This is a genomic window from Psychrobacter sp. SC65A.3 (assembly GCF_025642195.1).
GTDB lineage: Bacteria > Pseudomonadota > Gammaproteobacteria > Pseudomonadales > Moraxellaceae > Psychrobacter > Psychrobacter cryohalolentis.
The window spans coordinates 3,028,317-3,046,103 of the sequence record NZ_CP106752.1; the positions used below are offsets into that span (position 1 = coordinate 3,028,317).

At 43.8% G+C, this 17,787-nt stretch carries 15 protein-coding genes and 1 tRNA gene; 5 read left to right on the plus strand and 11 right to left on the minus strand.

The window, feature by feature from the left end:
• Positions 1 to 32: 32 nt before the first annotated feature.
• The gene (hemN, locus tag OEG80_RS12835) at positions 33 to 1,496 is read right to left on the minus strand and encodes an oxygen-independent coproporphyrinogen III oxidase (RefSeq protein WP_442792470.1); all 1,464 of its coding nucleotides are present in this window, start codon (positions 1,494 to 1,496) and stop codon (positions 33 to 35) included.
• 354 nt (positions 1,497 to 1,850) lie between these two features.
• Positions 1,851 to 4,310, minus strand: coding sequence for a penicillin acylase family protein (locus OEG80_RS12840; RefSeq protein ID WP_263241165.1), 2,460 nt, complete (start codon positions 4,308 to 4,310; stop codon positions 1,851 to 1,853).
• Positions 4,311 to 4,656: 346 nt separating this feature from the next.
• Here OEG80_RS12840 and OEG80_RS12845 point away from each other — a divergent pair, with 346 nt between their 5' ends.
• Positions 4,657 to 6,207 carry a YifB family Mg chelatase-like AAA ATPase gene (locus OEG80_RS12845; protein ID WP_263241167.1) on the plus strand — a complete coding sequence of 517 codons (1,551 nt, stop codon included), beginning with the start codon at positions 4,657 to 4,659 and terminating at the stop codon, positions 6,205 to 6,207.
• A gap of 27 nt (positions 6,208 to 6,234) precedes the next feature.
• Here OEG80_RS12845 and OEG80_RS12850 read toward each other — a convergent pair whose 3' ends face one another.
• The 4 genes from OEG80_RS12850 to OEG80_RS12865 form a co-directional block, all read right to left on the minus strand.
• On the minus strand, positions 6,235 to 6,912 hold the full coding sequence (locus tag OEG80_RS12850) for a phosphoglycolate phosphatase (protein WP_263241169.1): 678 nt from the start codon (positions 6,910 to 6,912) through the stop codon (positions 6,235 to 6,237).
• 96 nt (positions 6,913 to 7,008) lie between these two features.
• A complete protein-coding gene (locus OEG80_RS12855; RefSeq protein WP_263241170.1) occupies positions 7,009 to 7,509 on the minus strand; it encodes a DUF4385 domain-containing protein in 501 nt (166 codons plus the stop codon).
• 179 nt (positions 7,510 to 7,688) lie between these two features.
• Positions 7,689 to 7,764, minus strand: a tRNA-Phe gene (locus tag OEG80_RS12860).
• Positions 7,765 to 7,886: 122 nt separating this feature from the next.
• Positions 7,887 to 8,309: a hypothetical protein gene (locus OEG80_RS12865; protein WP_263241171.1), complete on the minus strand. Its 423-nt coding sequence runs from the start codon at positions 8,307 to 8,309 to the stop codon at positions 7,887 to 7,889.
• On the opposite strand from OEG80_RS12865, the gene OEG80_RS12870 reads away from it, so the two are divergent.
• The 4 genes from OEG80_RS12870 to OEG80_RS12885 all read left to right on the plus strand — a co-directional run bounded on the left by OEG80_RS12870 (position 8,308) and on the right by OEG80_RS12885 (position 10,532).
• Entirely contained in the window at positions 8,308 to 8,448 is a 141-nt protein-coding gene (locus OEG80_RS12870) for a hypothetical protein (protein WP_263241172.1), read from the plus strand. The genes OEG80_RS12865 and OEG80_RS12870 overlap by 2 nt on opposite strands.
• Before the next feature lie 197 nt (positions 8,449 to 8,645).
• A complete protein-coding gene (gene hisB / locus OEG80_RS12875) occupies positions 8,646 to 9,320 on the plus strand; it encodes an imidazoleglycerol-phosphate dehydratase HisB (protein WP_263241173.1) in 675 nt (224 codons plus the stop codon).
• Positions 9,321 to 9,965, plus strand: coding sequence for an imidazole glycerol phosphate synthase subunit HisH (gene hisH / locus OEG80_RS12880; RefSeq protein WP_201551607.1), 645 nt, complete (start codon positions 9,321 to 9,323; stop codon positions 9,963 to 9,965).
• Between the two features lie 174 nt (positions 9,966 to 10,139).
• On the plus strand, positions 10,140 to 10,532 hold the full coding sequence (locus tag OEG80_RS12885) for a hypothetical protein (protein ID WP_011514739.1): 393 nt from the start codon (positions 10,140 to 10,142) through the stop codon (positions 10,530 to 10,532).
• A gap of 39 nt (positions 10,533 to 10,571) precedes the next feature.
• Here the strand turns inward: OEG80_RS12885 and OEG80_RS12890 are convergent, their stop codons facing one another.
• The 5 genes from OEG80_RS12890 to OEG80_RS12910 all read right to left on the minus strand — a co-directional run bounded on the left by OEG80_RS12890 (position 10,572) and on the right by OEG80_RS12910 (position 17,619).
• Positions 10,572 to 11,921, minus strand: coding sequence for a valine--pyruvate transaminase (locus tag OEG80_RS12890; RefSeq protein ID WP_263241176.1), 1,350 nt, complete (start codon positions 11,919 to 11,921; stop codon positions 10,572 to 10,574).
• A gap of 126 nt (positions 11,922 to 12,047) precedes the next feature.
• Positions 12,048 to 14,711, minus strand: a complete 2,664-nt coding sequence (locus OEG80_RS12895; RefSeq protein ID WP_263241178.1) for an ABC transporter permease — start codon at positions 14,709 to 14,711, stop codon at positions 12,048 to 12,050.
• Positions 14,711 to 15,400, minus strand: coding sequence for an ABC transporter ATP-binding protein (locus OEG80_RS12900; RefSeq protein WP_263241179.1), 690 nt, complete (start codon positions 15,398 to 15,400; stop codon positions 14,711 to 14,713). Before OEG80_RS12900 ends, OEG80_RS12895 begins: the two co-directional genes overlap by 1 nt.
• Positions 15,397 to 16,209: an arylesterase gene (locus OEG80_RS12905; protein WP_263241181.1), complete on the minus strand. Its 813-nt coding sequence runs from the start codon at positions 16,207 to 16,209 to the stop codon at positions 15,397 to 15,399. Before OEG80_RS12905 ends, OEG80_RS12900 begins: the two co-directional genes overlap by 4 nt.
• A gap of 90 nt (positions 16,210 to 16,299) precedes the next feature.
• Positions 16,300 to 17,619: an MFS transporter gene (locus OEG80_RS12910; RefSeq protein WP_442792438.1), complete on the minus strand. Its 1,320-nt coding sequence runs from the start codon at positions 17,617 to 17,619 to the stop codon at positions 16,300 to 16,302.
• Between the last annotated feature and the right edge of the window lie 168 nt (positions 17,620 to 17,787).

The window sequence follows — 17,787 nt, forward strand, 5'->3', positions numbered from 1 at the left end:
TTTTTATTATTTATATTTTAGAGGCCAATGATTTAAATAACTTTTGAGAAGCGGTCTTTATGTTTTTTATCCAGATATTCATCGAATACCATGGCTACATTACGACCCAATAAGCGACCTCTTGGTAACACGCGAATGCCAGCAGCATCCATATCAATCAAGCGGTCTTCTTGCATTTCACCAAGCTGTTGAATCTCATTGATAAAGTAGGTAATAGCATCGATGCCAAATTTCTGATTGATGTCTCTAAAGTCCATATAATCATGACACAGTAAATTCATAATCACGTATTCGCGTAAGCGATCTTTGATAGAGGTTTTAATCACGTTGACCGCCGGCATGATGGTAGGATTATTACGTGCTGCATCGATAGTGTCTTTATATACCTGCAAATCGGTGTGATTTTGTAGGATATAACTGCTGTTGGCATTGGCAATTTGACTGATTGAAGACACGCCAAAGCCCAATAAATCACAATCGCCCATGATGGTATAGCCTTGAAAATTACGATGCAACTTGCCCTCACGCTGGGCGATGGCCAGCTCATCATCAGGTTTGGCAAAATGGTCAATACCAATATATTGATAACCGGCTTCAGTTAAGGTATTGATGGTATTACCGAGCATTGTGAGCTTATCAGATGGAGTAGGTAAATCGTCCTCTTTGATTTGACGCTGCGCCTTAAAGCGTTCAGGCAAATGAGCATAATTAAATACCGACAAGCGATCTGGTGACATCTCGATAATACGGCGTATGGTTTTATCAAAGGTTTCAGGCGTTTGATGTGGTAAGCCATAAATCAAATCGACATTGATAGAATGAAAGCCTAATTCGCGCGCCTCATTTAATACATTTTCAATAAGCTCTGCTGAATGCACACGATTAACGGCAATTTGTACGGTCTCGTCTAAATCCTGTACGCCTAAGCTGACGCGATTAAAACCAAGAGTACGCAATACTTTTAATGTCTCGCTACTGAGCTCGCGCGGGTCAATTTCGATAGAGTAATCACCTTGATCTTCTGGTAAAAACTCAAACTGAGTCTGCAAAAATTGCCACAGTTGTATCAACTCATTGTCTTGTAAAAACGTTGGTGTACCACCACCGAAATGTAGCTGTTTAACCAGTGGTTTTTTACCGTCTTCTGGTGGCGTTAATAAGCTACGTTTGTGTTTAATTTCAGTAATTAGATACTCTAAATAATCGCCTGTATCGCTATTCTTTTTGGTGATGATTTTATTGCAAGCACAGTAATAGCAAAGATGGCGACAAAACGGGATATGGAAATAAAGCGATAACGGCGCATGGACTTCGCGCGCTTGCAGAATTTTTGTCTCAAGCCCTTCTGGTATCGATGAAAACTCTAAAGCAGTTGGATAAGAGGTATAGCGTGGTCCCGAACGATTATACTTATTAATGATATCTTGATCGAATGCTGGCAGCTGTTTGCTGGTGATGCTGCCACGAGTACTGGCATATGGATTGTCCGGTTGCATAACAGGACGCACTGTAGTGGGCTGCTCGCTCGCATTGATGGCGTGTTCAGGTGTGCTATTGATATCAAGTTGTTCTGACATGCGAGATTCCTCGTTTGACTGTATCGATCGCTATTTTGAATAAGACATTTATGGCTTTGCTAATAGCTGTATTTCTTACGAAAGCTAATAAAAAACGATTGAAATAAGTAATGACTAGTATAACAAATCACAGCTTATAGTGGCATGGACAGCGAGGTTAGTTATACAGCGACGCTAATCATATAGCTATAAAGTTGTATAGTTAGGTGATAAAAAAAAGACTCTAGGATTGTCCTAAAGTCTTTTCTATTACTATCAAATATTACGCTAATTTTATTCTCTTAATTGAATCTTATTGCCAATGGCTTGCTTAGATATTTCACCAGCGCTAAAAGGCAGACGAATCCAGTCTTTAGCAGAATAACGACGGGTCTGATCACGATGGAAAGGACGAGTCGTATCACCAGCTTGCGAGAAGGCTAACAGCGCTTCAACGACAGGGCCTTTACTATCAAACGTTACTGATTGCATATAAGTTGGACCATTGGTCACTGGACCATAAGTGCCATCGCTGTTTTGACTTGAGCTTGCGACGTTGAAGACGCCTTCAGGACCAAAGCCACCATGCATAGGAATTTTCTCACCGTTTTTGCTTGCATCAATAACGAATTGCAAGCTGCCTAATGGGGCATCAAGCGCGATATTTTTACTGTTAAAGTAAGCAATTGAGTCACCTAATGCTCTACGCGTGTTCTCATTAATGATTAGATCACGTGGTGTATTCACTGGATCGGCTTCGTTAAAAGGAGTTCTGAATCCTGCATTAGTAAGTCCACTAACACGAAGGTTGGTCCAAAATTTTCTAAAGATATGAGCGCCTTTGCTATCAAGATTATTACGACGATCCCAAGTAGCTAAGACATTACATGCTTGAGTAGCATCGATAGTACTACCGCCAGTCAGAGGTAATATAGGAAGTTGCTTACAATTAGCTATTACATCATTGAGTACCAGTTCAGCCGCATAACTACGATTACCATAGACAACTTCTTCCATATTTTTTATGTTAAAAGTAGTACCACCTAAACCATCTTTATTATCTAATCGATCCAAGATTTGCGTAAACGCCATGCGAGTCCGCAATGACAATGGAGTGGCTTCAGGAGTTGATACTCCAGCGAAAGACACTAAATTACGTTGTAGTAGTGGTGAGAATCCAGTTAATGGTTGTGTTGCATTACTGAGCCAATAACTGTCGTTAGAATTAAGGGCATAATCATCACGTATTATGAATGGTAAGTTTGAACCACCAAAAATCCCCGCTTGCGGAGAGTCAGCATCATTACCCCATTCACAGGCAGCAGTACTACCATTAAGTGCAGGTAAGTCTGAGGCAATCAGCAGAGGAAGAGCAGCTCCAGCGTTAGCACTACAGGCTGCTAGTTTTTCTCTAGTGACATTAGGTACGGTTGAAATATCAGCATAAAGCGCTTTACCGTTACGATCAGTAGCAATGGTATTGACAAACCCTAGGCCTAGAATGTTTTGCATTCTATCGACGAGATCCTCAACGCTAGTGGCCATATTCATACTACGCCACTGATTAAGTGCTCTTGGATTTTCAGAAGCCGCGTCACGGATAGTATAAACGACGTTATTAGCATCACCCCATGCTGGTAAACTAGGATTAAGTAGTTTAGCGTTTAATATTGGTCCATATTGTGAAACATATATGTTTCGAGTCATTGTTTGATTGTTTGGCATCTTAATAGTGACTGGAACCGTTTCAATGTCACGTTGTTCAACCATGCCTGCGCTGTTGACATAGTTGTATTTAAAAGGATTACCCTTGACTAGACTAAGCTGATAAAGCGTAAAGCGCTTAGCAGTCGATACCGTATGGCTCCAAGCCACGTTTTTATTAAAGCCGATATTGATAAAAGGTTGCCCTTGCTGAGCCGAACCCATCACGTCAAGCTCACCTGGTATTGTGGTATGAAACTCATAAAAACGCTGTACGCCTTCCCATGGTTCATGCGGATTGCCATACATCACGCCACTATCAGTACCTGTTACTTCACTACCAAAAGCATAGGCATTACTACCGCCATCTAATACATTGATAGTCGTCATATCGAATTCTTCAACCGGATCTGCTATAGGTTCAGGGCTACTCATTCTAGAGCTACCCATGACGATACCTGACACTGGAGGAACTGTGTCTACGATTTGTCTGACGAAGTTAGAGAGTCCACCACGTAAGTTGGCTTTGCCATAAACCGTCAACAAATCATCTAGCGTGATTTCACGTACCCATTCGGCATTGGCACAAGCAGGATCAATGTTAGCCACACCTGTATCACGTAGATAACGGCTAAAGCCTGCAGCATAGCCTGTGACTGCATCGATAGTTTCAAGGTCTTGCGCTGCTAAAAATTCAGCACGCCTAGCGGGAGTGTTATACCAGGTGTAAAAAACGTCGCTTCCTTCGTTACCTTGAGCCCCTAAATAAAGCAAGCTCTCACCTCTAGCAACGACAACTTCACGCGCTAGCGAACAAAAATTATCTTCGGCAAAGGCATAACCTACACCGTAGCCCAAGCCTTTATAGTCTTTAGCGGTGATATGCGGGATACCAAACTCAGTGCGCTGGATATCCACTGCATAGGTGTCATTAGTATTTCCATTGCTACTAAGATTGTCACTATCCGAACAACCAGACAATCCCAACGAGACTGCCGCCGTTAATAGCGTAAGTGTGTACACACGCCGATTAAGCATTTTGATGCTCATAAGCTTACCCATCCATGGTTAATTGGTATTATTTAAAGCTGTAGCAGAAAATCATTCAACATGCTTTAAACGATCAATAAATTCCTTTTATTGCTCATGCTTTCTTATTGTTTAGGTTTATTAATCGTCAGGCTTTTCAGTGGTTAATCGTGATGTCAGTTAAAACATCAAAATGTACTTAAAACCTATAGAAATTTGATGAATAAAGTAAACAAAAAGCATTTCTCAATCATATAACAATTTCAAACGTCTACGCTAGTGAATAAACCAAGCAAATAAATACGCAACATTTGCGCACTTATTAATAATCCTCTATGATCGATAAATCTCTCTATAGGAAAGGCTTATGTCGTTTGCTCAAGTCTATACCCGCTCGGTCGTCGGGCTGCACGCACCTGAGGTCATCATTGAAGTACATCTGTCGCAAGGACTGCCAGCATTGACTATTGTGGGTTTGCCTGAAGCGGCGGTACGTGAGAGCAAGGATAGAGTGCGCTCAGCGATACTCAATTCTGGATTTCAGTTTCCTAATAGACGTTTGACGATTAATTTAGCACCCGCCGATTTACCAAAGGATGGTGCTCGCCTTGATTTACCGATTGCTATCGGTATTTTGGCAGCCAGTGATCAGTTGGATCCAACGGTATTGTCAGGGTTTGAGTTTATTGGGGAGTTGGCGCTCAATGGTGAGCTGCGGCAAATAAGCGGTAGTTTGGCGGTTGCACGAGCAATGAAAGCTGAGGTATTGGCGATGCAACTGTTAAAAGGTGATGAGAAGATGATGTCGTCAACACGGCAACTCATTGTCCCAACCATCAATGGGGCAGAAGCTAGCCGTGTGGAAGGAATAACCGTATTGGCAGCGCCAAATTTAAAGGCTGTATGCAATCACTTGCAGTCACTTACCGACAGCAGTTTTTTGGATGAACGCTTAACCGAAGTAGAACCGAATCAAATCCAGAAGCATATAGGCTATCAAGTAGATTTGGCAGACGTAAAAGGACAGCATCATGCACGGCGTGCCTTAGAGATTGCCGCAGCAGGTGGTCATTCATTGTTACTTACAGGACCACCGGGTTCAGGCAAAACCTTGATGGCGTCACGCCTGCCAACTATTTTGCCGGATTTGAGTGCAGAAGATGCGCTAGAGGTTGCCAGTACATATTCGGTTGCCGATAGTGATTATGATTATGGCACACGACCTTTTAGACAAGTTCATCACACCATATCAGCAGTGGCATTGGTCGGTGGCGGTTCACGTCCCAAACCGGGTGAGATTACCCTTGCCAATAAGGGCGTATTATTCCTTGATGAATTACCCGAGTTTGATCGTACGGTGTTAGAGGTACTGCGCCAACCACTAGAGGCAAAACAAATCACTATTAGCCGTGCCAACTCACAGATGACCTTTCCAGCAAATTTTCAACTGGTGGCAGCGATGAACCCGTGCCCGTGTGGCTATGATGGTGATGGCTCAGGGCGTTGTCGTTGCAGAGCTGAGCAGATTAAGCGCTATCAAGATAAGCTATCAGGTCCGCTACTTGATCGTATTGATTTGCATATCACCGTACCGGCATTACCGATTGTGGATCTGCAAAACGCTCAAGCGGGAGAAACCTCTGAGCAAGTACGTACTCGAGTATCGGCAGCACATAATCGCCAATTAATACGACAGAACAAGGTCAACAATGAGCTGAGTCCTAGTGAGATTGATAAATATATTCAGCTAGGTGCAGGCGAGCAGCAGCTATTACAGCTTGCTCAGCAGCGCCTTAATTTATCTGCTCGTGGCTATCATCGGGTACTACGCGTCGCACGAACGATTGCTGATTTGGCGGACAGTGCGGATATCACGAGCGCCCATGTATCAGAAGCGCTCAGTTATCGTAGTAAATGATAGTTTTGGGGTCTAATTATTTGCAGGCTAACTCTTTAATAAATAGTCCACCAAAGCGCTAAAATCATCAAAGGCTTTGGTAGGGTTGAGCTCACGAATATCTTGCCCATAGTTATAACCATAAGACAATGCGAGCGTGTCCATATTGGCATTTTGTCCCGCTAAGATATCATTTCTTGAATCACCAATCATGACCGCTTGTTTTGGAGTAACATTCAACGTCTCACAGACATGTAATAACGGCGCGGGGTCTGGTTTTTTGCTAGACAAGCTATCACCGCCAAGCACTTCGTTAAAGATGTCTTGCCAGCCAAAGGCTTGCAGTATTTTTGGCACAAAACGAATCGGCTTATTGGTGACCAATGCCAGCTTATATCCTGCTGCTTGTAGCTTTCTGAGCCCACTATCAACATCGGGGTAAGCGACAGTTTTGCTGCCACTGATATTTTTATAAGCATCAAAAAACACTTGCTCAGCATGGTCGACGGCTTCTTTGGCTAATTCACCCTCTAACACCTCTATCTTACCTACCAAAGCGCGCTCAACAAGCATTCTTGAGCCATTACCGACCCAGTTACGAATGCTATTGAGAGGATAGGGCGTTTTGCCAAGGGTATTCAGCATCGCATTGGTCGCATCTGCCAAATCTGGCACGCTATCAATAAGGGTACCATCAAAATCAAAAATTAAAAGTTGCTTATCCATTATTTCTACCTGTTAAAAGTGCTGCATTTTTTATTCATACTTGTTCGGTGGTGATTACCATAGCATAAGAAAACAGTAAGCCTTAATGTTGCTATCCTATTCAATATCTTTATAGCGCTCACGGTGTTCAGCTTTCATCGCTAAATAATCTTTATTTTCACGGCATAAATCCCATTTTTCTTTAAAGATACGTGCCGACTCTGCTTTGATAGGGTCTTCAATTTGTCGTGGTAACTCTTCGCGACCATGCGCGCCGCTTTGACCTTTTTTATCATCAGGGACAGCCCCTTTATATTTTTTGCCACCTTTATGATTGGCATAGCGGCGGGCACGGGTAAAACCCATTTGAATAAATTTGCGTGCCATATCAGCGCCGACAAAATCATTGGCTGCCAGATAATCTAAAAACATCTGATAAATAGTATCGCTACTCTCAAGCGCAATCTCAGGGGTGGCAAAACGCCAGTGCGGCAGTATCTCAGACTTATAAGGCTCTACCAATAATACGCCTTGCTCGCCACGACCGATACGGTATAGCTCAGGCTGCGCGCGCAAATCTAAATTTTTATAATCCAAGTCATAATCAAATTCTCTCATTATCTTACCTATCGGCTATCCATAGATGCCTTAGTATAAAGAGACTACACGATTTAAATGTAGCATAGATATGTTATAGATCGGTGAAAGTGAGTATTAATAGAAGTGAGTCATGATTGCAGGCATAAAAAAAGCCTCAAACAGTGATGTTTGAGGCTTTTTAGAATACTTTAAACGAATGGTGGCTCGAGGCAGGTTCGAACTGCCGACACACGGATTTTCAATCCGTTGCTCTACCGACTGAGCTATCGAGCCGTCTTCGTTGAGGCGCTATTAAACTAAATATAGCGCTTACTGTCAAGAGGTTTTTGCATTATATGTAATAAAAGGGCAAAAATAATGAACGAGTCATCGAAATAAGCCTATTTAGGCTAAAATTAATCCTTGACGCGTAGTAGCTCGTATTCAGTCATAATACGATGAATCTCGGCATCAACCGGAACAAATGCACGCACGCCTTTTTTGACTTCAGCATCATAGACCAGTTTGATAAACTTAGCATCGATAGCACGACCGCGATTTTGCAGATGTACGGTGAGATACTGCAAGCGTTTGGCATCGGTTTGCCCATCATCAAAGCAGCCAACTGCGGCGATAGGCTTGTCATTAAACATACCGACATACAGCGTTTGACCACGTTTAAAACCTTGCTCAATAATAGCCAATACGTCAGCACCATCAGGCTGGCTATCATCGGTGTCATAGAGCGCCTCTAAGCGCTCGGCTAATTCGTTTTCACGAGTAGGCTTTTTGATGAGTGGCGCATCCAAACTATTGATGGCAATGGCTTCTAAAGGCATGTTTAATTCCTATAATTTAATACAGCAAGGCATAATAGAATCAGCAAAGGTGACGATTGATAAAACTGAAGCTATTATTTTAGCAGAATACGAGAATTTTGTGCATGGTTTACTGCTTGGTCATGGCAGTAAATGGTAGGGTTTGCTATGATGAAGATAGACAAGGTTCTGTGTGCATCAAGCCTCATATTTTGGCTTGTTGAACAGGCTTTTTGAATAAGCTTTGAACTTATTTTTAGCCTGATTGTTTTATTATCTATTTTAGACACTAGTAAGAATATATTGGGCGTTTTTCGCCCTATTTTATTGACAGCTTTTCATTTATAGAGAGTAGCCATGACCGCCAATTTAATGACGACAGCCAAGATACCCAATACAGCTGAGCAAGATCCTACGCAAAAACTAAATTTACATGGTCGCCCTGAACGTATCGTGACTGTTGAGCGTATTACTGCTGAGACCCAAGTGACCTGTACGGTCAATCTTGATGGTATAGGGCAAGGCACTGTGGACACTGGCGTCCCGTTTTTGGATCATATGATTGACCAAATCAAGCGTCATGGTTTGTTTGACTTAGACATCAAATGTACGGGCGATACCTTTATTGATGATCACCACAGTGTTGAAGATACAGGCATTACGCTTGGTCAAGCATTTAACAAAGCATTAGGTGATAAAAAAGGCATCCGTCGTTATGGGCATTTTTATGCGCCACTAGACGAAGCATTGACGCGAGCAGTGGTTGATTTATCCGGTCGTCCAGGTTTACATATGGATATTCCCTTTACGCGCTCGCATGTGGGTACTTTTGATGTCGATTTATTTAGCGAATTTTTCTACGGTTTTGTGAATCATTCGTGGATGACCGTGCATTTAGACAATCTAAAAGGCAAAAATAGCCATCATCAAATCGAATCTACCTTTAAAGCCTTTGCTCGTGCCCTGCGTATGGCGTGTGAATACGATGAACGTGCGCTAAATACCTTGCCATCGACCAAAGAGGCGTTTTAGATGAGTCGTGCCACAAAAATTGCACTATTAGATTATGGTATGGGTAATTTGCACTCAGCCAGCAAAGCATTGTCAGCGGTCGGGGCAGAAGTTTCTATCACCAATGACCCAAAAGTCGTGGCGGCAGCAGATAAGATTTTCTTCCCGGGCGTCGGTGCTATGCGTGATTGTATCGCTGGCATGCATGCGGCAGGTATTGACGAGGTCATACGTCAGGCGATATTTAATAAGCCTGTTATGGCTATCTGTGTTGGCATGCAGGCGTTGTTTGAGCAGTCTGCTGAAAATGGTGGCACGCCCTGTCTGAGTATCTTAGATGGCACAGTACCCGCTTTTGATCCGGCATGGAAAGATGAAAAAGGGGTACAAATAAAAGTACCGCATATGGGCTGGAATACTATTAGTGGTATGGATTTTACTCATCCATTATGGAGTGGTATCGAAGACAAGGCGCACTTTTATTTTGTACATAGCTATTACTGTGAGCCTGCAGATAGCTCGCAAGTGGCTGCTATTTGTGATTATGGTCAGCCGTTTTGTGCCAGTATCTTGCAAGATAATTTATTTGCTACCCAGTTCCATCCAGAAAAAAGCCATACCGCAGGTTTGCAGTTATTAAAGAATTTTGTAGACTGGGATATTTAAAAATAAGTATGACATATTTGGTTGCGCAGTCAGGTTGGCAAAGGCACAATCTGAGCGAGGAAGGAGCACAGTACTGCTTTGCTCTCGCGCAAAAGAGTTTGCATGGTCGCAAACTCTTTTTTATTCTTATTTTAAGCTTAATGACTTCCTACTCTCTTATATGTGGAATAAATAGTGGACTTTTATCTCTTTAAAAACGGCGTCGTGAGTGCCACAGGATTAGAAAAAGATGCTCTACATATCTATGTGGGCATCAGTGTTTATCTATTAAGCGTTATTTTGCTGCGTCCAATTTTCAAAAAATACAGTATCAGAGCGTTTATCGCTTTAATTATGGTGACCTGTATTGCTTTATTAGGCGAGTATTTGGATAACCGTCAGACCATTACTGAGCTAGGTCTCGCAGGGATAGAAAGCGCAGAGCTGATGGCAAGTATCCATGATATTATCAATACTTGTATGCTGTCGTATGTGCTTTATGGACTTACCATGTGGACGAAGATTTTTCAGTCAATCAGTACAGTCAAACCTATGATCAAAAGACAGAAAAAAACGGACTATTCATAAGTCCGTTTTTTTACTATTTAACTATTTTTATCATTGAAGTTATGATGCTTTGTTATTTTTAGCTTCATCATACAGCTCGCGTACCACTTCACCAATTACTCGAATACCGTCAGTAAGTGTTTGCTCATCAGCCGCGATACTCATACGAATGCACTCGTGCGCATGCTGATAATCGCTGACATCGACACCGGGGAAGAAGTACTCACTTGGTACAATAAGTGTGCCTTTTTCTTTGAGGCGCTCGTACAGCTCAAGGGTACTAATCGGCAAGTCTTTAAACCACAACCATAAGAAAATCGCGCCTTCAGGCTTATGAATCATCAATGGGTAATCGCCCAATGCTTCTTTTAATAGCTTCACAGCAAGGGTGGCCTGCTTTTGATAAAACGGTTTAATCTCATTATCGGCTAACTGCTTGATACGGTCATTTTCCACTAATGGCGTGGCAATCGCTGCACCAAAGCGTGTCGGAGCTAGATTCACTACTGCATTCATTGCGCTGACAGCCTCAATCACTTTCGCATCGGCAACGATAATACCCGTACGCATACCGGGCAGGCCAATTTTAGACAGGCTAAAGCACAGAATCGTATTGTCATCCCATGTCAAATGCGCGTCTGAATAGATGATATTAGGGAAGGGCATACCGTAGGCGTTATCGATAATCAGCGGTATGTCATAACGTTTGGCAATCTCGGCCAAATGCGCCATTTCGTCATCGGTCAGCACGTTGCCAGTCGGGTTGGTCGGGCGCGAGCAACAAATCGCGCCGATACGGCCCTCGATCAGCGCTGGCAAGTTCTCTAACGCGTCAAAATCGACACGATATTTAAAGAAGCCTTCCTCACCATCATGAGTCACTTCATCAATATGTGGCAATACCGCTGCGAAATGCTGTCCTTCGACATGCACGTCGCTATAGCCGATATACTCAGGGGTCAATGGCAGAAGAATCGATTTATCTACAGACTGGCTTTCTTTATCTTGGCTGTTTTCATCAACGAAAGCGCCGCCAAATAAATTAAACAGATAGAAAAATGCATTCTGTGAGCCATTGGTCAGGGCGATGTTTTCTGAGGTGAGGTTCCAATCATAATGACGGTTAAAGAAGCCGACTAATGCATCGATAAAGGCGGCATCACCTTGCGGATTGGAGTAATTTGCCATGCTAATAATCGCGCTACTATTGGCCTCACCTGTATCGTTGTCAGTGCCAAGCGTTTTATACGTCTCCAAAAACAACTCATTAACGGCATCAATTTTGGCAGGATTACCACCGCCCAGCATGTTGACTGGCTGATCGCTTTTTAGCGCATCGCCCAAATCATCCATCAATTGCGAGATACCAGTGGGCTGGGTAAATTTTTGACCGAATTTTGAGAATTTCATAAGGTTACCGCGTATTATAGAGGGTTATTAATGGGGTATAGAAATGCATACCCCTACTGATAATATGGGCGTTAGTATAGCAAATCGTCAGTTCTAAACGAGTTGGAATCGCACAATAAGATGATATTAAATCATCGCCCTTACCCTAGCCATAATTCCGCGTCCAATCACCAATCTTACATAAATAATGGCGATGGCAAAAAGCAATAAGACTAACGCCATACTACCGATACTCAGGCTTGCCCACGGCACGCTAAAGCGTAGATTAAACCATTGGGTGAGGGCAGCCCATGCGCCAACGCTTGAGATGACAACGGCAAAGGTCGCCGCACTAATACCCAACACTCCAAGCTCTAGTATGTTTAGCATATACAAGTCGCGTTTTTGCATCCCTAGCAGCCTAAATGAGGCGCTTTCTTGCAGACGGTCTTGTGAAGTAGATAATAACGAGCTAATCAGTACCATAACACCAGTCAGTAAGGCGAGTAGCGTAAAGACGTAGACCAAACGGCTCATTTGCACCACCAACTCTTGGATTTGCTGAGCGATAGCTGTCCCGTCTATCGTCGTCACTGCAGGGAATTGTCGTACCATTTTTCCTTGCAAGTCTGGAATATCATCAGCGTTTACATGAGCGGTGGCAAATTGAATCTGCGGGGCAGCAGAGAGAACAGCTGGCTCAAACAAGAAGTAGAAATAAGGACTGGGACCTTGCTCATAACGTGAGCGGATACTGGTAATCTGCCCGACGATTTCAATCCCTTGGATATTAAAACGCACTTCATCACCCATACCGACATTCAGCAAGCTGGCAGCAGTATCCAAAATAGATAAGGGCGCAACGGTTGACGCTGTGTCTTTATTTTCAGTGTTAATGGGTGCATACAGCTGATTGTCTGCTACAGCATCCGTAATGAATTCAGTGTCCATTACTGTATCTGCATAGCTGAGATTAAAGACACGTGCAGGGTCATCAAAGCCATCAGCAGGCTCGATATCCTGCACCGGTATATTATTGGCAGTCACTACTCGAGCACGGATGACTGGGTAGTAGCTCACTGGTGCGCCAATAATGCTATCAATCTCAGCATGCTGATCGCTCTGAATGTCTAACAAAAACAGATTGGGCGCATCTTCAGGATAAGCGTTAATAAACTGGGCGTTGATACTGTGATTAAGTGTTGTAATGAGAGTCAGCACAGCGACCGATAGTGATAATGTGACAAAGAACAGCGCTGATTGGTTACCTTTACGCGCAAGGTTATGAATAGCAATACGCTGCATCCAGCCGATTTTAGCGTTACTTGCAATACGTGCTAGTAACCACAGCCAACCGCGTGCCAATAGCCAAAATATGCTCACAAAGCCAATTAAACCGATTAATAACTGCGCGCCAAATAACCATCCGCCTACTTCATAAACAAAAAACACATATAGACCAGCCAGCATTAACCCATACCAAAGTAACGGCAAGCGTTTATACCAAGGCAGATGTTGCACAGCTGAGCTTGCACCTTGATTGAGCAAGGTAGCAGGTTTGGTGGTATTCAATGTGCTCAAGCCGCGTTGGGCGATGAGTAGCGTGAGCACCAAGGCTATGACGGTGGTTTTAATGGCGCTGATAGGGTTAATAGCCAAGCTGACGTCAGCTGGTAAGATAGCCACAAGATAAGGCTGGCCGACTTTGAGTAAGCCAAAGCTGACTAAAATCGCTGCGATACAAGCGATGATGGCGGTAATAATAAGGAGTTGATAGTAGCTGCGTTTAAGGGAGCTAAGCGGCTCACCCAGTGCCAAACGTATCGCATTGCTCGACTGCTGCTTGGTCACAAATGCTGTGATGACGCCATACATAGCCACTGCGGACAATAACAATACGGCAATGACCAAAAGCTTCAAAAACATCAATACATTATCAGAGATACGCGACACCGAGGTATCCGCAGATTCTGCATCAGAAAGCTCGATATCAGGATAGTTGGTCAGTATTTGCGTCAGTTTATCACGCTGGGTCGCCATCAACTCTGCATTACCTGCCAGCTCAATACGGTAATTGATACGGCTACGCTGTCCCAATAGATTGGTCGCATCTAACGCCTGCTGTGGCATCAAGATACGCCCACCAAAGCCAAAGGCGCTCAGCGGACGATCAGGCTCTTTTGTCAGCACATCACTAATGGTAAATTGCGCATCACCAATAGTGATTTGGTCACCAATATCAGCGTTTAAGCTTTTGAGTACTTCGGGGGCAACCACTACATTATTGGCTGCGAGCTGCTGCCATAAGGGCTGTCCTGATGCCAGCTCGACGTCACCATATAATGGGTAGGATTGGGAAACTGCTTTTATGCTGGCAAGCAAAGTCTGCTCATCAGTGACGACCATCGCACTAAACTGATAGTCAAAAACCGTTTGTGTGTCGGCAATGGTATCAATCTGCGTTAATACTTCGCTTGGCCAATCTTGCTTACTGTTTAAGATTAAATCGCCACCGACCAAAGCACGCTGATTGTCATTGATATAGGTGTCAACTGACTGCTGGATAGAGTCAAGTGTGAGGTAGGTCGCAAGTGACAGCGTCAAAGTCAGTAAAAATAATACTGGATATATCCAGCGCTGCCACCAGCTGCGGCTGAGTGCTTGCGCGCCCAATCCTTGTAAGCCTAGTTTTTGTAAACCAAGGGTAGTCGTCAATAGCTGGCGTACGATACCGCCATTAGCGTCTGACTCTTTAGCCATGCTATCGGTATTATCAGTCGATGAGGTGTCTTCTATATTCTTATTATCCATTACGATACAATCCGCCCATCATGCATGGTGATAACGCGATCTGCCATGTCAGCTAGTGCTGAATCATGGGTGACCACCACCAACGCTGAGCCAGTTTTCTGACGCAAATCCAGTAATAGCTGCATCACTTGATTGGCATTTTGTTCATCTAAGTTACCGGTAGGCTCATCAGCAAATACAATCTTTGGGTGTGATACCAATGCGCGTGCAACTGCTGTACGCTGCTGCTCGCCACCGGATAATTGGTTTGGCAAGCTATGACGCCTATGACCCAAATCAACCGCCTCAATCAACTCATCGACACGCGCCGCATCTGGACGACGGGCGATGTCCAATGGAAAAGCGATATTTTCAGCAACGGTTAACGTTGGTAGCAGATGAAAAGACTGAAAGACAAAACCCATATCGCGCTGACGAATAACCGCCAAGGCATCTTCATTTAATCGGCTTAAGGTTTGACCTGCCAACTCAACGTCGCCGCTATTAGGATAATCTAATGCCGCTAATAAACCCAACAAGGTGGATTTGCCAGAGCCAGATTTACCCATGATCACCACAAACTCGCCAGCATTAACATGAATGTTGACGTCTTTAATAATAGATAAAGACTGGTCACCAACGTGTACGGTTTTATTTAGCTTAGTGGCAGTGAGCAGCGCTGCTTGCGAGGTAGGTAATGCTGATGTCATTGTGCTGTCTCAGTAGGCATATTGGTCACATTCGACGGATTTATTTTTTTAAGCTCAGGCTGTAATATCGGCAAGATATTGTTATTAACGATCAGCGTATAACCTTCTTTGGTCGGATGAATGGCATCGGCTTGATTAAGCTTAGGGTCGCCGCCAACACCGTCTAAAAAGAACGGAATAAGCGTCACGTTCAGGTCTTTCGCCACTCTTGGATATATCGCTGCAAAAGATTTTACATAATCAGAGCCAAGGTTATCATAGATCTGCATACCACCTAGGATGACCACGCTATCATTGTCCTGTAAGCGCTTTACGGCAGTACGAATATTGGCTTCAACCGTCGCGACATCAATACCACGAATAGCATCATTGGCACCAATGGTCAAAATAGTAACATCAGGTTTGGTCTGTAATACCCAATCTAATCGATTGACCAAGCCCGTACTGGTCTCGCCACTCAATCCTGAATTAATTACTTTAATGTCTTTATAACCCAGTTCCTGCAAGCGTGTTTGTAGCTGGGCGGGGTAGTTGGCATTATTATCCACCCCAAGCCCTTCTGTTAACGAGTCACCTAATGCCAATATGGTCAAAGGCGCTTGTTGTTCAGCAAGGTTAGTTGTAGATGTGGTTTGAGACAGTTGGGTATCGGAGGTTTGACTGGTATTTTTATTGCTGTTTTGAGTGCCAGTATCTGTCTGAGCTTCATTAGCATCAGGCGTTTTTTGGCAACCACTGATTGCGATTGCTATCGTCAATGCTACAACCGTGAGCAAGCGCTGCGGTAAGCGGAAAGGTCGGTTTATCATAATTCTGCTGTCCTATAGGCAATAGAGCCAGTCTAGCAGAATCAGATAAACAGCAATATGGTGCAAAAGTTAATCGATTAATGATAAAAACTAAATCTTCTTCCCATCGACCATCACCGGACGGCTGACCAGCCACGCAAATCCTACGTTGACCACCATCAATATCAGCATAATAAGTAAGGGTAAATCCCAGCTATCCGTTGCTTCATGTAACCAACCAGTCCCCAATGGACCAAAAAATGCAATCAAATAACCGACCGCTTGCGCCATACCCGACAGCTCACTTGATTGATTGGCGGTATAAGTACGCATCGAAAACAGCATCATACTTAAGGTAAAAATCGCTGAACAACCAATGCCCATCAGCGCCGACCACAACCACGCCAAATCAGCAGATAAATAGCTGACACCTAAGATACCAATCACATTTAAAACCGCTGCAAGTACCGCCAGTGCCTGAATAGGTCGTCCACGATTGACCAGCCACGTTAAGCTTAAAATTGCCACAGGCGCCATAAACTGGAATACCGAGTTCATTTGTCCCGCACTTACTGCTGACAAGCCTTTACTGAGCCAAATCGACGGTAAAAAACTGGCAGCTGTATAAAAAATCAGCGATTGTAAACCCATGAATATGGCAATTTGCCAAGCAAAGGGTGTGCGCCACATAGAGATGGGCGATGGGGCTTGAACGCCTTCAGCAAGCGGTACTACGGGCTGATGGTTTGAAGAACCCAAACGCAGTCGTAGCAGCACCCATATTATTAAGGCAAAGACGCCCAAAATTGACCAACCACCAAGCGCCCATTGCCAGCCTACTTGCTCAGATAATGGCAAGACCACGCCCGCGACAATCCCTGCCGATACGGTCATAGTGAGACTGAATAATCCAGTAACTAAAGGAATATGATTGGGTGTACGTTGTTTGATAACAGGCGCAGCAAGGGTATTGGCAAAACCAATTGCCAACGTCAGCAGTAATGTGCCCCCTAAAAAACCAATCCAAGTGGGAATAAGGCTGCGAATAATCATACCTATTGTTAGGAGGCTAATCATCGCAATTAAAGTGTTTTCAAGCCCAAACCGCTTACCAATCGCTGGCGAAATAAAAGCCCCAAGTGCAAAAGTCAGCATCGGCACCGCGCCAAGCCAGCCAATTTGGGTTTCGGAGATATTGAGCGCTCCTTGAACCACCGGTGCTATAGAACCTAGTGCCACAATCGGCGAGCGCATATTGGTCGCCAATAGAATCATGGCACATAGTACCAGCCAAAACGTAAAGCGCGAAGAGGGCAGCTGAAACGGTGAAGGATTATCCGTCTGAGACTGTAAAGGCAAATCATTTTGCACATTAGGAGAGGTAGACATGGCAGCACGACTATTATTAGAATAAGAAAAAGGACACGTCATTAAACAGCGCCGAAGAGTCGTCGCTTGCAAAATAACACCGAAAAAATCTCACAAAGAAGATGAGTGAGACTAAAAAATAGAATGTCGAAATATTGGCAGAAAGCAATTCATATGAACTTGCTACCTTAACGGGTAAGGCAATATGAATATCTATAAGTAATGATGTGG

Bases quoted from the DNA above. Each gene is read 5' to 3' on its own strand.
- hisH (WP_201551607.1), top strand. From the start codon at position 9,321: ATGAGTCGTGCCACAAAAATTGCACTATTAGATTATGGTATGGGTAAT.
- hemN (WP_442792470.1), bottom strand. From the start codon at position 1,496: ATGCAACCGGACAATCCATATGCCAGTACTCGTGGCAGCATCACCAGC.
- OEG80_RS12890 (WP_263241176.1), bottom strand. From the start codon at position 11,921: ATGAAATTCTCAAAATTCGGTCAAAAATTTACCCAGCCCACTGGTATC.
- OEG80_RS12900 (WP_263241179.1), bottom strand. From the start codon at position 15,400: ATGACATCAGCATTACCTACCTCGCAAGCAGCGCTGCTCACTGCCACT.
- OEG80_RS12870 (WP_263241172.1), top strand. From the start codon at position 8,308: ATGTTTAATTCCTATAATTTAATACAGCAAGGCATAATAGAATCAGCA.
- hisB (WP_263241173.1), top strand. From the start codon at position 8,646: ATGACCGCCAATTTAATGACGACAGCCAAGATACCCAATACAGCTGAG.
- OEG80_RS12905 (WP_263241181.1), bottom strand. From the start codon at position 16,209: ATGATAAACCGACCTTTCCGCTTACCGCAGCGCTTGCTCACGGTTGTA.
- OEG80_RS12865 (WP_263241171.1), bottom strand. From the start codon at position 8,309: ATGCCTTTAGAAGCCATTGCCATCAATAGTTTGGATGCGCCACTCATC.
- OEG80_RS12840 (WP_263241165.1), bottom strand. From the start codon at position 4,310: ATGAGCATCAAAATGCTTAATCGGCGTGTGTACACACTTACGCTATTA.
- OEG80_RS12910 (WP_442792438.1), bottom strand. From the start codon at position 17,619: ATGACGTGTCCTTTTTCTTATTCTAATAATAGTCGTGCTGCCATGTCT.
- OEG80_RS12895 (WP_263241178.1), bottom strand. From the start codon at position 14,711: ATGGATAATAAGAATATAGAAGACACCTCATCGACTGATAATACCGAT.
- OEG80_RS12845 (WP_263241167.1), top strand. From the start codon at position 4,657: ATGTCGTTTGCTCAAGTCTATACCCGCTCGGTCGTCGGGCTGCACGCA.
- OEG80_RS12855 (WP_263241170.1), bottom strand. From the start codon at position 7,509: ATGAGAGAATTTGATTATGACTTGGATTATAAAAATTTAGATTTGCGC.
- OEG80_RS12850 (WP_263241169.1), bottom strand. From the start codon at position 6,912: ATGGATAAGCAACTTTTAATTTTTGATTTTGATGGTACCCTTATTGAT.